The organism is Pseudomonas lactucae, assembly GCF_016937615.1.
In the GTDB taxonomy this organism is placed as follows: Bacteria; Pseudomonadota; Gammaproteobacteria; order Pseudomonadales; family Pseudomonadaceae; genus Aquipseudomonas; species Aquipseudomonas lactucae.
Genome location: NZ_JAFHKI010000066.1, coordinates 1 through 13607, shown reverse-complemented (window position 1 = coordinate 13607; position 13607 = coordinate 1). Strand labels below are relative to the sequence as shown.

The window sequence follows — 13607 nt, the reverse complement described above, 5'->3', positions numbered from 1 at the left end:
CTTTTGCAACGTCTACCCGACGAGGCCTTATATGACCAGCCGCCTGAAACCTGACGACCAACAGCGTGTCGAAGAGTACCTGCAACTCTCCCAGAACAGAGTCGAGCGCAAGCCTTTCCGGCCATGGCTGCTCCTCTGCGTAGTGCTGGCGGTGGTGATCGGGCTCGGCCTGCTGAGCCGCCTTTTGAGTTACCTGACGCTATGAGCTGCCTGGCGCTCGCGGGGGTAACTGCTCCGATTTCTTTTAGCCTTGCGAGATATCCCCATGACCCATCGTATTATTATCGTCGGCGGCGGCGCCGGCGGCCTGGAGTTGGCTACCCGCCTGGGTAACACTCTGGGCAAGCGCGGTACCGCCAGCATCACACTGGTGGACACCAATCTGACCCACATCTGGAAGCCTCTACTGCACGAAGTGGCGGCCGGCTCATTGAACTCGTCTGAAGACGAACTCAATTATGTTGCCCAGGCTAAATGGAACCACTTCGAGTTCCAGCTGGGGCGTATGAGCGGGCTGGACCGTGAACAGAAGAAAATCCAACTGGCCGCCACCCTCGACGAAGAAGGTCGAGAGCTGGTGCCGGCGCGCGTGCTGGGCTATGACAGCCTGGTGATCGCGGTGGGCAGTACCACCAACGATTTCGGCACCGAGGGCGCGGCGCAGCACTGCCTGTTCCTCGACACCCGCAAGCAGGCCGAACGCTTCCATCAACAACTGCTCAACCACTATCTGCGCGCTCATGCCGGGCAGACTGATGTGGTGGAGAAAATCAGCGTCGCCATCGTCGGCGCGGGTGCAACCGGGGTTGAATTGGCCGCCGAGCTACATAACGCCGCCCATGAACTGGCGGCCTATGGCCTGGACCGCATCAAGCCGGAAAACATGCACATCACCCTGATCGAAGCCGGCCCACGGGTGCTGCCCGCCCTGCCGGAGCGTATCGGCGGGCCTGTGCATAAAACCCTGGAGAAGCTCGGTGTGACCGTGCTGACGGACTCGGCGGTCAGTGAGGTAACGGCCGACGCGCTGATTACCAGCAGCGGCCAGGTGATTCCGGCCAGTTTGAAGGTATGGGCCGCCGGCATTCGCGCGCCGGCATTCCTCAAGGACATTGATGGCCTGGAAACCAACCGCATCAATCAGTTGCAAGTACTGCAGACACTGCAAACCACCCGTGATGAAAATATCTTTGCCTTCGGCGACTGCGCGGCCTGTCCACAACCGGGCACCGACCGCAACGTGCCGCCTCGCGCACAAGCCGCTCACCAGCAGGCCTCACTGCTGGCCAAGTCGCTGAAACTGCGGATTGAAGGCAAGGAATTGCCGAACTACAAGTACACCGACTACGGCTCGCTGATCTCTCTGTCGCGTTTTTCGGCAGTGGGTAACTTGATGGGCAACCTGACCGGCAGCGTGATGCTGGAGGGCTGGTTGGCGCGGATGTTCTATGTGTCGCTTTACCGCATGCACCAGATGGCGCTGTATGGGTTCTTCCGCACAGCGATGTTGATGCTGGGCAGTAAGATCGGACGCGGGACTGAGCCGCGCCTCAAACTCCACTAAAAACGCATACTCTATGTGGGAGGGACGGTGCGACTTGCCCCTCCCCCGCATTGATTTCCAGCGAACTTGAGTTTTGTGCACGTAAAAAAAATCCCCGTATCTTTCGATACGAGGATTTTTAATATGGTCGGGGTAGGGGGATTCGAACTCCCGACATCCTGCTCCCAAAGCAGGCGCGCTACCGGACTGCGCTATACCCCGGTAATAAAAAGGCGACCTTTCAGTCGCCTTCTTCGATCAGCGCTTTTGGCCTCTGATCTTAAGATTCGATTCCAGCGTTAACTGGTCTCAAAAATGGTGGGTCGTGTGGGATTCGAACCTACGACCAATTGGTTAAAAGCCAACTGCTCTACCAACTGAGCTAACGACCCAAATATGGTCGGGGTAGGGGGATTCGAACTCCCGACATCCTGCTCCCAAAGCAGGCGCGCTACCGGACTGCGCTATACCCCGATTTGAAATTGGCTCCGTGACCAGGACTCGAACCTGGGACCCAATGATTAACAGTCATTTGCTCTACCGACTGAGCTATCACGGAACTACATATTTCAATTTTACTGCTGTGTAACCTTCCTCTTCGACCCTGTCCGTATCGCTACGTTAGCGTCTCTGAGGCGCGCTATTCTACAATCTTAAAAACCCCTGTCAACCCTTTAAATTGCTTTTAAGACAATGATTTGCGCTTCTTTCTGATTTCTTCTTGGGGAGAGGAAACCCGTGGGCTGACGTTGCTGCGGGGCGCACTTTACAAGCCTTTGCCTTACAGTTCAACGCCCTATCGAAAAAAAAGGCCCTGCGATGCAGGGCCTTCTCTTATAGCAGTGCAATCCGGACTCAGTGGAAGACGATTTCGTCGTTCTCCACAGTCGCCTCGACGCTGGTGCCAGGCATAAAACTGCCCGACAGGATCAACTGCGCCAGCGGGTTCTCGATCCAGCGCTGATCGCACGTTTCAGAGGCCGTGCGCCATACACAGGGTCGTAACCGACCGCGATCAGCTTGTCCAACGCCTCGCGGCTGAGTTCCAGCGACAGCTCGCGCTCAGCCAGGCGACCACGCAGACGGCCCAACTGGATCTCGGTGATACCGGCGATCTGATCCCGCGCCAACGGCTCGAAGATCACCACTTCGTCGACCCGGTTGATAAACTCCGGACGGAAATGACTGGTGAGCGCATCCATGACAGCGGCACGCTGCGCCTCACGATCCCCTACCAGCTCCTGGATCTGCGCCGAACCCAGGTTGGAAGTCATCACGATCACCGTGTTGCGAAAGTCCACGGTACGCCCGTGGCTGTCCGTCAACCGGCCATCTTCCAACACTTGCAGCAAGATGTTGAACACATCCGGGTGCGCCTTCTCGACCTCATCCAGCAGGATCACCGAGTAAGGTTTGCGCCGCACGGCCTCGGTCAGGTAACCGCCCTCTTCATAGCCCACATAGCCTGGTGGGGCACCGATGAGACGCGCCACCGAATGTTTTTCCATGAATTCGGACATGTCGATCCGCACCATGGCCTCTTCGGTATCAAAGAGGAATTCGGCCAGGGCCTTGCACAACTCGGTCTTACCCACGCCGGTCGGGCCGAGGAACATGAACGAACCGCTCGGGCGATTAGGATCGGACAAGCCGGCCCGGGAACGCCGCACCGCGTTGGATACGGCCACCACCGCCTCTTCCTGGCCGATCACACGTTGGTGCAACAGGTGCTCCATCTTCAGCAGCTTGTCACGCTCGCCTTCGAGCATTTTCGACACCGGAATGCCGGTCCACTTCGAGACGACTTCGGCGATTTCTTCCTCGGTCACCTTGCTGCGCAGCAGCTGGTTTTCAGCCTTGCCGTGCTGGTCGACCATTTGCAGGCTGCGCTCCAGGTCCGGGATGACCCCATACTGCAACTCGGCCATGCGGTTCAGGTCACCTTTACGGCGTGCGGCTTCCAGCTCCTGGCGCGATTGTTCGATCTTTTGCTGGATCTGAGCAGAGCCCTGCACTTCGGCTTTTTCCGAGGTCCAGATTTCTTCGAGGTCCGAATACTCACGCTCCAGGCGCACGATTTCTTCCTGAAGTTTTTCCAGGCGTTTCTTCGCCGCGTCGTCCTCTTCCTTTTTCAGCGCCTGGGATTCGACTTTCAGTTGAATCAGGCGCCGATCCAGACGATCGAGCACTTCCGGCTTGGAGTCGATCTCCATGCGAATACGGCTGGCCGCTTCGTCGATCAAGTCGATGGCCTTGTCGGGCAACTGACGGTCAGTGATGTAGCGATGGCTCAATTTGGCCGCCGCGATGATCGCGCCATCGGTGATCGCCACTTTGTGGTGCACCTCGTAGCGTTCTTTCAGGCCACGCAGGATCGCAATGGTGTCTTCTTCGCTAGGTTCTTCCACCAGTACTTTCTGGAACCGCCGCTCGAGGGCCGCGTCTTTTTCAATGTACTGGCGATACTCGTTGAGCGTGGTCGCACCGACGCAATGCAGCTCGCCTCGTGCCAGGGCGGGCTTGAGCATGTTGCCGGCGTCCATGGAGCCCTCGCCTTTACCGGCGCCGACCATGGTGTGCAGTTCGTCGATAAACAGAATGATCTGCCCTTCCTGCTTCGACAGTTCATTGAGCAGGGATTTCAGGCGTTCTTCGAACTCGCCACGGAACTTGGCGCCGGCAATCAACGCCCCCATGTCCAGGGACAGCAGGCGCTTGCCTTTGAGACCGTCCGGCACTTCACCATTGATGATGCGCTGGGCCAAACCCTCGGCAATCGCGGTTTTACCCACGCCAGGCTCACCGATCAGCACCGGGTTGTTCTTGGTGCGACGTTGCAGGACCTGGATGGTGCGACGGATTTCATCGTCACGACCGATCACCGGGTCGAGCTTGCCCTCTTCGGCCCGCTTGGTCAGGTCGACGGTGTATTTGTCCAGGGCCTGGCGCGACTCCTCGTGGTTGGGGTCGTTCACCGCGTCGCCGCCACGCAGGTTGTTGATGGCATTTTCCAGGGCTTTCTTGCTTACGCCCTGGCCCAGCAGCAACTTGCCGAGCTTGCTGTTTTCGTCCATGGCGGCGAGCAGCACCAGTTCGCTGGAAATGAACTGGTCGCCTTTTTGCTGGGCGAGGCGGTCGGCCTGGTTAAGCAGGCGCGCCAAGTCCTGCGACATGTTCACGTCGCCGGTCGGGTTCTGGATTTTCGGCAGTTGGTCGAGCTCTTTGCTCAACTCCTTGCGCAGGCTATTGACGTCAAAGCCCACCTGCATCAGCAAAGGTTTGATAGAACCACCTTGCTGCTCCAGGAGCGCCTGCATCAAGTGCGCGGGCTCGATGGCCGGGTGGTCGAGGCCGACCGCCAGGGATTGGGAGTCCGATAAGGCCAACTGCAATTTGCTGGTTAAACGATCAATACGCATTAGTCACCTTCCTTTTGAGCAGGCCGGAGCTATAAAACATTCCTGAATGAAGAAACCTGCCAGATACCCTTATAGATGGGGTGGATTCTGGAGGATTCAAGCGGGCGATGCTTGATATGGATCAGGAGAGTCTAGCGTTCCAGCCAGATAAGGGAGGCAAACCGACCGGTGCGCGGGCTGCGGCGGTAAGAGAAGAAGCGCGGGTCGGTCACAGTGCACAAACCGCCACCGTAGACAGCCGTGACACCCCGCGCGGCGAGGCGCAGGCGCGCCAGCTTATAGATGTCGGCCATGAACTTGCCAGGGTTGCGGCTCGGCACAAAGGCGTCGACGGTACCCGGCAGTTGCCCCATGAAGGCTTCACGCACCTCCGGGCCCACTTCGAAAGCCTGCGGACCGATTGCCGGGCCCAGCCAGACCAACACATCGGCAGGCTCTGCGTCCAGGCTTTCAAAAGCAGCTTCCAACACACCCGCCGCCAGCCCACGCCAACCGGCGTGGGCCGCCGCGACGCGGGTACCCGCACGGTTGCAGAACAGCGCGGGCAGGCAATCAGCGGTCATCGCGGTGCAGGCGATGCCTGGGGTGCTGGTCCAACTGCCATCGGCTTCAGGCGTGCGGCCAGGGTCGGCTTCGACCACAGTCACGCCATGTACCTGGCGCAGCCAGGCCGGCTGAATACCAAAGGCTTCGGTAAGACGACGGCGGTTCTCGAGGACGGCCTCAAAGCTGTCCTCGACATGATCGCCAAGGTTGAGGCTGTCGAACGGCGCCTGACTGACGCCGCCCGCGCGCGTGGTGACGCGAGCTTTAACCCAAGCCGGCACGGGCCAGTCAGGTATCAGCCAGTCATTCATCCGACAAACGCCTCGCGATCCTGCTTGAGCAGCGACAGCAGCCAGACAAAATCGTCCGGCAGCGGCGATTCCCAGCTCATGCGCTGACCGCTCGTCGGATGGTCCAGTTCCAGGAAGCGTGCGTGCAGTGCCTGGCGCGGGAATGTCTTGAGCGATTCGACCATGGTCTGGCTGGCAGCCGGCGGAATGCGGAAGCGACCACCGTAGGCAGGATCGCCGACCAACGGGAAGTTGATGTGGGCCATGTGCACGCGAATCTGGTGAGTACGACCGGTTTCCAGCTTGACCCGCACGTGGGTGTGGGAACGAAAACGCTCCAGTACCCGATAGTGGCTAACGGCCTGCTTGCCACCTTCCATCACCGCCATACGCTGGCGCTGCTGGCCGTGGCGGCCGATCGGGGCGTTGATCTTGCCACCGGCCACGACCACGCCGATCACGATGCACTCGTAGATCCGGCTGACGCTGCGGCTCTGCAACTGGGTTACCAACTGCGTCTGCGCCTGAATGGTCTTGGCCACCACCATCAAGCCGGTGGTGTCCTTGTCCAGACGGTGCACGATGCCGCAACGCGGCACATTGATAATGTCGGGGATGTGGTGCAACAGGGCATTGAGCAAGGTGCCATCAGCGTGCCCGGCCGCCGGGTGAACCACCAGGCCTGCGGGTTTGTTGATGACCAGGATGTCGTCGTCTTCATAGACGATATCCAGCTCGATGTCCTGGGCGACCCATTCTCCCTGGGCTTCCTGCTCGGCAGTCAGCTCAAGAATCGCACCGCCATGGACTATGTCTCGCGGGCGGATAACCGCTCCATCCACAGTCAGGCGGCCGTCTTTGATCCAGGCGGAAAGGCGCGAGCGCGAGTGCTCAGCGAATAATTGTGCGGCGACTTGATCGAGGCGTTGGCCGCCCAATTCGGACGGCACCTCTGCGCGAAGTTCAATTTTATCGGACATGCTCAGACTAGGCGTGGCACAGCCTTTGGTTTCGGCTGCGCGCTTGTGGTTAAATACGGCGTCTTTTGCCCCGAGGCTTTCAACGGGGCGCTCATCATAACAGGACGGCCCCGCCCAAGACAGCGGCCGTCATAGGGACGCAAGCCGCCATGCAAGTGAAACACCTGCTGCTGATCGCCATCCTCGCCATGACTGCTGCTTGCTCGTCAACAAAGGAAGTCGTCGACGAAAACCTGAGCGAAGTCGAGCTGTACCAACTGGCTCAGAAAGACCTGGACAATAATAGCTACACCAGCGCCACAGCGAAGCTGAAGGCACTGGAGTCGCGCTATCCGTTCGGGCGCTACGCTGACCAGGCCCAGCTTGAGCTGATCTACGCCAACTACAAGAACGCCGAGCCGGAAGCCGCCAAGTCCGCCGCCGAGCGTTTTATCCGCCTGCACCCGCAGCATCCGAACGTCGACTACGCCTACTATATGAAAGGCCTGACTTCGTTCGACCAGGATGTTGGCCTGCTGGCGCGCTTCCTGCCGCTGGACATGACCAAGCGTGACCCGGGCGCTGCCCGCGACTCCTACAACGAGTTCGCCCAACTGACCAGCCGCTATCCCAACAGCCGCTACGCACCGGACGCCAAGCAGCGCATGATCTACCTGCGCAACCTGCTGGCCTCCTATGAAATCCACGTCGCCCATTACTACCTGACCCGCCAGGCCTACGTCGCAGCCGCCAACCGTGGTCGCTACGTGGTCGAGAACTTCCAGGAAACCCCTTCGGTGGGTGACGGCCTGGCCGTGATGACCGAGGCTTACCAGCGCCTGCATCTGGACGAACTGGCCAGCACCAGCCTGGAAACCCTGAAGCTCAACTACCCCGATCACCCAAGCCTGAAAGACGGCCAGTTCGTGCCGCAGGTTGCCGAAGCGGACAACCGTTCGTGGCTGAGCAAATACACCCTGGGCCTGATCGAGTCCCGCCCACCGTTGCCGCCGGGCGAAACCCGCGCCAACCAGGACGTGATCAAGCAGTATCAGGACGCCAAGGACGCCATTCCAGCGGATCTCAAACCGCATGATGAGAACGGCGACGTGATCGAAGAGCAAGAACCGCAAGCCCTGGGCAACAACCAGGACCGCTCGTGGTTCAGCTACATGACCTTCGGCGTGTTCGACTGATCAGTCGAGGCCACGTTAAAAGGGAGCCCCTTGAGGCTCCCTTTTTTGTGGGCGAGCATTATTGCTCTGTGCGCCTGCCACGTCCTTGCTAAACTGGCGCATTCCTCGTCGAGAAACTGCTCATCATGCTTCGTCTTCTGTTCTGGATTGCCGTTATTGCTGCCGCGGTGTGGTTCTGGCGCAAGTTCAAAAGCCCTGCGGCTAAACAGCAACGCGCCAGCGAACCCGGTGCGGCATTGATGGTGCGTTGCGCCCATTGCGGGGTGCACCTGCCGCAGGATCGCGCCCTCAGCCTGCGCCAGGAGTGGTACTGCACCCAGGCGCATCTGGAACAAGGGCCCAAGTCTATCCAGCGTTGAGGCGACCTTCGGGCGCATAAGGCGCCGGGTCGATGATTGGAGCACGGTCCAGCAACAAGTCGGCAAACAGCTGGCAGGACGCCGGCGCCAGCACCAAGCCATTACGATAATGCCCGCAATTGAGCCACAGCCCCCTCAAGCCCGGCACCTGGCCGATATAGGGAATGCCCTCCGGCGAGCCCGGCCGCAAGCCGGCCCAATGCCCGACCACCTCTGCATCCGCCAGAGCGGGAATCAACTCTACAGCCGAAGCCTTGAGGCTTTCCAGCGCGGTTTCAGTGGGGGTCTTGTCGAAGCCTTCATGCTCGAGGGTGCTGCCAATCAGGATATGCCCGTCGCGTCGCGGGATCGCATAACGCCCCTTGGCCAATACCATGCATGACAGGAAATCCGCAGCGCACTTGTACAGGATCATCTGCCCCTTGACCGGCTCTACCGGCAACGACAAGCCCAGCGTGCGCAGCAACTCACCACTCCACGCACCTGCCGCCAGCACGACTTGATCGCCCAGGATCGGGCCATCGAGCGTATTCACCCCCACTACATTGCCATCGTCCAGGACAAAGCCGCTGACTTCGCACTGCTCATGAAGGGTCACGCCGGGCAGTGCCAGCAACGCGGCCTTGAGCGATTTGACCAGACGCGGGTTGCGCACATTGGCCACGTTGGCCATATGGATCGCCCGGGCATACCCGCCACCCAGCACCGGCACTGCGTCGTGGGCGGCAGACACGTCCACTTTGCTCAACGGGCGACCTTCCCGGGCCGCCCAGGCCAGCGCCTCGGCTTCGTCGTCCAGGTCCAACCAGTACAAGCCAGTGGTATGCACCTCTGGGTCGACGCCGGTGGCGGCAAACAGTCGCTCAGCCAGTTGCGGATAAAAATCCTGGGACCAGTGGGCCAGCGCGGTAACCGCCGGACTGTAGCGCCACGGATACAGGGGCGAAACAATGCCGCCCCCCGCCCAAGACGACTCCTGCCCCACACCCGCGCGCTCCAGCAGCACTACCGCTTGCCCCTGGGTTGCCAGGTTGTATGCCGTCAACAAACCGATGACTCCGCCACCGACGATCACCACTTGCTGTTGCTTAGCCATCATTCGATCCAGTCGATAAAAAGGAACAAGCGCACCCGGCGCCCAATGATCGAGTATCCTCATCATTGCCCCCAGCATGTGCGGCGCGACATTTCAGGCGCCGCCCCCGGATTCTCCCGCGCACCGGTACTGGTCAGGCTGAAGTCACCACAGGGGTCGCCAACCATCATGGATCCAGCGACCGGCGTCGCCACCAGGACGAAATCCAAAGGGTTCAATGCAACAGTGATTCTATAGCGATCATTGCCGGTACTGACGCCGCCTGCGTCAATAAAAGTGCCGTTCCTCGTATAAAACCGCTCCAGATGCTGGGCCTGCTCCAACAGAAGGGCGACAATTTCTGCGCGATAAGCTTTTTTTACCTGGCCGGTGTAACCGGGGTAAATAACCGCGGCCAACACCGTGATGATCGCCACGGCAATCAATAACTCAATCAGAGTGAACCCCTGGCTGTCCCTGCCCATCCCATTGCTCCTTATTGAAGTTGCCGCCATGACACCCGTCGAAAACGTGGATCACCCTCCTCCTCCACCTGCGCATACAGGCTCTCCAGCACCGTACGCGATTGACCACTGAGCCCGACCGCCGTTACCCGATACAACCTCGCAGACACACGCGGCGGCAGATTCGCCACCCCGACGCCAGGGCCCAGGGATTGCACGGCGTAGACGCCGCCCTTGAAGGCAAACCAGGTAACCGTCGAAACAGGGTTCGTCCCGGCGCCAACCACCGAAAACGCTTCCGGCGGCGGCGCACAGGCAATAACTGAGGAACATCGCGGCCATATGCCCCCTGCTCGCCGCACATCTCCCTCTCCCCGCCTCAAACCGCTTTCTGCCGCCTGAAGTGACTGGTTGCGCTGCCAGAAACTGCCGCTGACCTTTTGCTGCGCCACAGCGCCTTGCATCGACGACAGCCCGAGCAGTGATAACAGCAGCAGAAATACCAGACTGATCAGCAGGGCCATCCCCCTCTGCAACGAATGCAAATTATTGAAAAACTCCATGGACGCCCTACCCCAAACGGTTTCGTAGCGCCGCCACGACGCTGTAGGTTTGATCCTTTACCCGATCTGCCGGGTCCTGCAACATCATGCGGATGCGCACGCTGCGTATCAGGGCCTCGTTGGCCGGGCGACTGTCATAGCGCACGACCTGCATGGAATCCATTTTGGCGGCCATGCCAAAACTGATATCGAATGCCCGCACGTTGTCCACCAATACCACCTTGGCCGGGGCGGCAGGCGTGCTGACCTTCAACTGGCCCGTCTCAAAGGTGTAAGTGAGCTGACGTACGGCAAAACGAATCTGCCCAGGCGCAGGTGCAGGTGCGTTCCCGGCATAGGCTTGAGCCGTACCGACGCAATCGGACAACACCGTCCAGTCAGGCTTGTCGCCACTTTCACCCGGATTGGCGGTTATCAGCGTCAGCGACGTCGCACTGCCAGCGGCAGTCCAACCAATCGGCCGTTCGAACGCCGCCGGGGCATTCTCGATAAAGGCCGTGGCCAGGCAGCCAAACATGCCCGCCTGGCGAATGTCCCGGATCATCTTGCCCAGCACGAACCGCGCGTCGTCCTGCAATAACATGGCGGCTTGCTGGCTGGCATGGGTCGCCCGCGAGCTGATCAACACCTTGCCGATCCCCAACACCAGCAACAGCCCGACAGCCAGGGCCAGCAGCAGCTCCACCAGGCTGAAACCTAGATTTGTGCTTCTCACTGCCCCACCTGCGACTGATCGCCGATGCGGCTGGTGAGGGCAAAGGTTTCCCGCGCGCCAGACCTGTTGGTACCTCGGCTGTCATCCCAACTGATGCTGACGGTCGCCTCACCGGCACTGATGGCTACCGTGCCCTTGGCGCTCTCTCCGGCAAAGCTCAGGATATTGGCCTCGAAATCATGCAAGTCCAGGTCGCGCACGCTGGCGGCGGTGCTATTGGCCGGCGCGCGTTCGCCCCGCCCCCATGAGTAATCGACCCCGGTGTTGGCGCGGATTCGGTCAAGCATGTCGTAGGCGATAAAACTGGCCTGGCTGGTCATTCTTGAGCTGTCGGTGTATTTGAGCGCATTGAGCTGGATCACCGCAGCGCCCAACAGGCCGATGGCAAGGATCAGCACCGCCACCAGCACTTCAATCAGCGTCATGCCGCCTTGAAGCCGAGGGAAAGTGCGCCGGGAAAACAGGTTCAGGCCGTCAAGCATTACCGTCGCCATCCGTGTCGAAGGCCAAAAAGAAGCAGGTAAATCCTGCCGTGCGACCCAAGACTAGCGGCGGTTTTCCAGCCGTGCCGTCGGCGGAACAAAGGGAAATACTTTGGACATAAATGCCATCACTCAACGCCAGCGGCTGGACGCTATACCTAGGGCTGCACTTGAATATTGACTCACGTCCACGGAGGGACGGCCCATGCGACAACGTGGTTTTACCCTGATCGAACTGCTGCTCGGGCTACTCGTAAGCGGCGTCCTCGCGCACTTGGCAGTGCCCAGTTTCAAGGGTTTGCTGGAGTCACAGCAGCGGTACAGCGCAGCACACTCATTGGCGAACGGCCTTCGCCTGGCACGTACTGAAGCCATTGCGCGCAATCGGGCGGTGGTGATCCATGCCCGGCACGACGACTGGAGCAGGGGCTGGCGGGTGATCGTGGATATCAGCGGGCGCGGCCCTCTGGACGAAGACAATCCGGTGCTGCTGGAGCATCAGGACAACGGGCGCATCCCGATAGTCGGCAACGGACCGGTCAAGCGCCAGGTACGCTTCAGCGGGTTGGGCGAACCGGTATTTGCAGGCGGGGGGTTCCGTGCGGGCACCTTGCATGTGTGCACAGTAGATTCGGCGCAGAGTCTGCACCAGGTGGTGCTGGCACCCAGCGGGCGCATCAGCCTGCGCAGCGATAGAGCCGAGCAGGCATTGTGCCGTGGCGACGGCACCGTGGCCGTCAGAGCAGCGAGCGCACCCGCAGCTCCTTGGGCATGGAGAAAGTAATGTTCTCTTCACGCCCAGCCAACTCATCAGCGCCGGTCGCGCCCCAGGCGTGCAGTTGCTGGATAACACCACGCACCAACACTTCCGGGGCCGAGGCACCGGCGGTAATGCCGATACGCTCGACGCCGTCGAACCAACCGCGCTGCAGGTCTTCGGCACCGTCGATCAGGTACGCCGGTGTCGCCATACGCTCGGCCAACTCGCGCAGTCGGTTGGAGTTGGAGCTGTTCGGACTACCGACCACCAGCACCACATCGCACTCGTCGGCCAGTTGCTTGACTGCATCCTGGCGGTTTTGGGTGGCGTAGCAGATGTCATCCTTGCGCGGCCCCCCGATGGCCGGGAAGCGCGTGCGCAGGGCGTCGATCACACGACTGGTGTCGTCCATGGACAAGGTGGTCTGCGTCACGAAGGCCAGGCGTTCGGGGTTGCACACCTGCAGGGCGGCGACGTCCTTTTCGTCTTCCACCAGATAAATCGCGCCGCCATTACTGGCGTCGTACTGGCCCATGGTGCCTTCCACTTCGGGGTGGCCGGCATGGCCGATCAGGATGCATTCACGGCCGTCGCGACTGTAGCGGGCGACTTCGATATGCACCTTGGTGACCAGCGGGCAGGTTGCATCGAAGACTTTCAGGCCACGGCCTGCCGCTTCGGTACGCACAGCCTGGGACACGCCGTGGGCGCTGAAGATAACGATTACGTCGTCGGGCACCTGGTCGAGCTCTTCGACGAAGATGGCACCACGTGCGCGCAGGTCTTCGACCACGAACTTGTTGTGGACGACCTCATGACGCACGTATATCGGCGGCCCGAAGACTTCCAGGGCGCGATTGACGATTTCGATCGCCCGGTCCACGCCGGCGCAGAAGCCACGGGGGTTGGCGAGTTTGATTTGCATGCTGTGCCTCGTGTGTTGCAGCTGCTATGGGTCAGGATCGACGCGACTCAGCTGACAATGAAGATCAAAGGTGGGAGGGGGCTGCCCGCGATGGCGGTGGGTCAGAAAACAAATCTTTGACTGAATCCACCGCCATCGGGGGCAAGCCCCCTCCCACCACAAGCCCGCTCCCACAGTTTTAATTCGAAGTCGTTGATCAAGATGCGCTTTAACGTCGATGATTTCAACGTCAAACGTCAAGGTTTTACCGGCCAACGGATGGTTGAAGTCGATGGTCACTTTGCGCGTCATCGAAAGCCTTGACCACACCC

General features: G+C 60.2%; 13 protein-coding genes, 4 tRNA genes and 2 pseudogenes. 5 read left to right on the top strand and 14 right to left on the bottom strand.

What is annotated here, in order from left to right; translation table 11 throughout:
- Positions 1-31: 31 nt before the first annotated feature.
- On the top strand, positions 32-205 hold the full coding sequence (locus tag JWR98_RS13395; protein ID WP_078731510.1) for a DUF3094 family protein: 174 nt from the start codon (positions 32-34) through the stop codon (positions 203-205).
- Between the two features lie 60 nt (positions 206-265).
- Positions 266-1564: an NAD(P)/FAD-dependent oxidoreductase gene (locus JWR98_RS13390; protein WP_205490252.1), complete on the top strand. Its 1299-nt coding sequence runs from the start codon at positions 266-268 to the stop codon at positions 1562-1564.
- A gap of 124 nt (positions 1565-1688) precedes the next feature.
- Here the strand turns inward: JWR98_RS13390 and JWR98_RS13385 are convergent.
- From JWR98_RS13385 to rluD, 7 genes and pseudogenes are all read right to left on the bottom strand, one after another.
- Positions 1689-1765: transfer RNA gene (locus JWR98_RS13385), tRNA-Pro, on the bottom strand.
- 94 nt (positions 1766-1859) lie between these two features.
- Positions 1860-1935 (bottom strand) — tRNA-Lys (locus tag JWR98_RS13380).
- 5 nt (positions 1936-1940) lie between these two features.
- Positions 1941-2017 (bottom strand) — tRNA-Pro (locus tag JWR98_RS13375).
- Positions 2018-2026: 9 nt separating this feature from the next.
- Positions 2027-2102, bottom strand: a tRNA-Asn gene (locus tag JWR98_RS13370).
- Positions 2103-2398: 296 nt separating this feature from the next.
- Positions 2399-4962: pseudogene (clpB, locus tag JWR98_RS13365) on the bottom strand (ATP-dependent chaperone ClpB).
- 131 nt (positions 4963-5093) lie between these two features.
- Positions 5094-5819, bottom strand: a complete 726-nt coding sequence (gene pgeF / locus JWR98_RS13360; RefSeq protein WP_078731507.1) for a peptidoglycan editing factor PgeF — start codon at positions 5817-5819, stop codon at positions 5094-5096.
- Positions 5816-6778 (bottom strand): 23S rRNA pseudouridine(1911/1915/1917) synthase RluD, encoded by a 963-nt coding sequence (gene rluD, locus JWR98_RS13355; protein WP_003171668.1) that lies wholly within the window; start codon positions 6776-6778, stop codon positions 5816-5818. The genes pgeF and rluD overlap by 4 nt, the downstream gene beginning before the upstream one ends.
- A 149-nt stretch (positions 6779-6927) precedes the next feature.
- Here rluD and JWR98_RS13350 point away from each other — a divergent pair, with 149 nt between their 5' ends.
- Entirely contained in the window at positions 6928-7953 is a 1026-nt protein-coding gene (locus tag JWR98_RS13350; RefSeq protein ID WP_078731506.1) for an outer membrane protein assembly factor BamD, read from the top strand.
- A 125-nt stretch (positions 7954-8078) separates the two neighbouring features.
- On the top strand, positions 8079-8312 hold the full coding sequence (locus JWR98_RS13345) for a PP0621 family protein (RefSeq protein ID WP_003171665.1): 234 nt from the start codon (positions 8079-8081) through the stop codon (positions 8310-8312).
- Here the strand turns inward: JWR98_RS13345 and thiO are convergent.
- From thiO to pilV, 5 genes are all read right to left on the bottom strand, one after another.
- Positions 8299-9408, bottom strand: a complete 1110-nt coding sequence (gene thiO, locus JWR98_RS13340) for a glycine oxidase ThiO (RefSeq protein ID WP_205490251.1) — start codon at positions 9406-9408, stop codon at positions 8299-8301. The genes JWR98_RS13345 and thiO overlap by 14 nt on opposite strands.
- Before the next feature lie 62 nt (positions 9409-9470).
- Positions 9471-9872: a type IV pilin protein gene (locus JWR98_RS13335; RefSeq protein WP_205490250.1), complete on the bottom strand. Its 402-nt coding sequence runs from the start codon at positions 9870-9872 to the stop codon at positions 9471-9473.
- Between the two features lie 11 nt (positions 9873-9883).
- Entirely contained in the window at positions 9884-10414 is a 531-nt protein-coding gene (locus tag JWR98_RS13330; protein ID WP_078731503.1) for a pilus assembly PilX family protein, read from the bottom strand.
- Positions 10415-10421: 7 nt separating this feature from the next.
- Positions 10422-11129 (bottom strand): pilus assembly protein PilW, encoded by a 708-nt coding sequence (locus tag JWR98_RS13325; protein ID WP_078731502.1) that lies wholly within the window; start codon positions 11127-11129, stop codon positions 10422-10424.
- Positions 11126-11611, bottom strand: a complete 486-nt coding sequence (gene pilV / locus JWR98_RS13320) for a type IV pilus modification protein PilV (protein ID WP_205490249.1) — start codon at positions 11609-11611, stop codon at positions 11126-11128. Before pilV ends, JWR98_RS13325 begins: the two co-directional genes overlap by 4 nt.
- A gap of 205 nt (positions 11612-11816) precedes the next feature.
- Here pilV and JWR98_RS13315 point away from each other — a divergent pair, with 205 nt between their 5' ends.
- Positions 11817-12395 (top strand): GspH/FimT family pseudopilin, encoded by a 579-nt coding sequence (locus JWR98_RS13315; RefSeq protein WP_078731500.1) that lies wholly within the window; start codon positions 11817-11819, stop codon positions 12393-12395.
- Here the strand turns inward: JWR98_RS13315 and ispH are convergent.
- Positions 12349-13296 carry a 4-hydroxy-3-methylbut-2-enyl diphosphate reductase gene (ispH, locus tag JWR98_RS13310; protein WP_205490248.1) on the bottom strand — a complete coding sequence of 316 codons (948 nt, stop codon included), beginning with the start codon at positions 13294-13296 and terminating at the stop codon, positions 12349-12351. The genes JWR98_RS13315 and ispH overlap by 47 nt on opposite strands.
- Before the next feature lie 207 nt (positions 13297-13503).
- Positions 13504-13607, bottom strand: a pseudogene (locus JWR98_RS13305) (FKBP-type peptidyl-prolyl cis-trans isomerase); the annotation flags it as partial.

Coding starts and splice junctions, on each gene's coding strand:
- JWR98_RS13395 (WP_078731510.1), top strand. CDS start 32: ATGACCAGCCGCCTGAAACCTGACGACCAACAGCGTGTCGAAGAGTAC.
- JWR98_RS13390 (WP_205490252.1), top strand. CDS start 266: ATGACCCATCGTATTATTATCGTCGGCGGCGGCGCCGGCGGCCTGGAG.
- pgeF (WP_078731507.1), bottom strand. CDS start 5,819: ATGAATGACTGGCTGATACCTGACTGGCCCGTGCCGGCTTGGGTTAAA.
- rluD (WP_003171668.1), bottom strand. CDS start 6,778: ATGTCCGATAAAATTGAACTTCGCGCAGAGGTGCCGTCCGAATTGGGC.
- JWR98_RS13350 (WP_078731506.1), top strand. CDS start 6,928: ATGCAAGTGAAACACCTGCTGCTGATCGCCATCCTCGCCATGACTGCT.
- JWR98_RS13345 (WP_003171665.1), top strand. CDS start 8,079: ATGCTTCGTCTTCTGTTCTGGATTGCCGTTATTGCTGCCGCGGTGTGG.
- thiO (WP_205490251.1), bottom strand. CDS start 9,408: ATGGCTAAGCAACAGCAAGTGGTGATCGTCGGTGGCGGAGTCATCGGT.
- JWR98_RS13335 (WP_205490250.1), bottom strand. CDS start 9,872: ATGGGCAGGGACAGCCAGGGGTTCACTCTGATTGAGTTATTGATTGCC.
- JWR98_RS13330 (WP_078731503.1), bottom strand. CDS start 10,414: ATGGAGTTTTTCAATAATTTGCATTCGTTGCAGAGGGGGATGGCCCTG.
- pilV (WP_205490249.1), bottom strand. CDS start 11,611: ATGCTTGACGGCCTGAACCTGTTTTCCCGGCGCACTTTCCCTCGGCTT.
- JWR98_RS13315 (WP_078731500.1), top strand. CDS start 11,817: ATGCGACAACGTGGTTTTACCCTGATCGAACTGCTGCTCGGGCTACTC.
- ispH (WP_205490248.1), bottom strand. CDS start 13,296: ATGCAAATCAAACTCGCCAACCCCCGTGGCTTCTGCGCCGGCGTGGAC.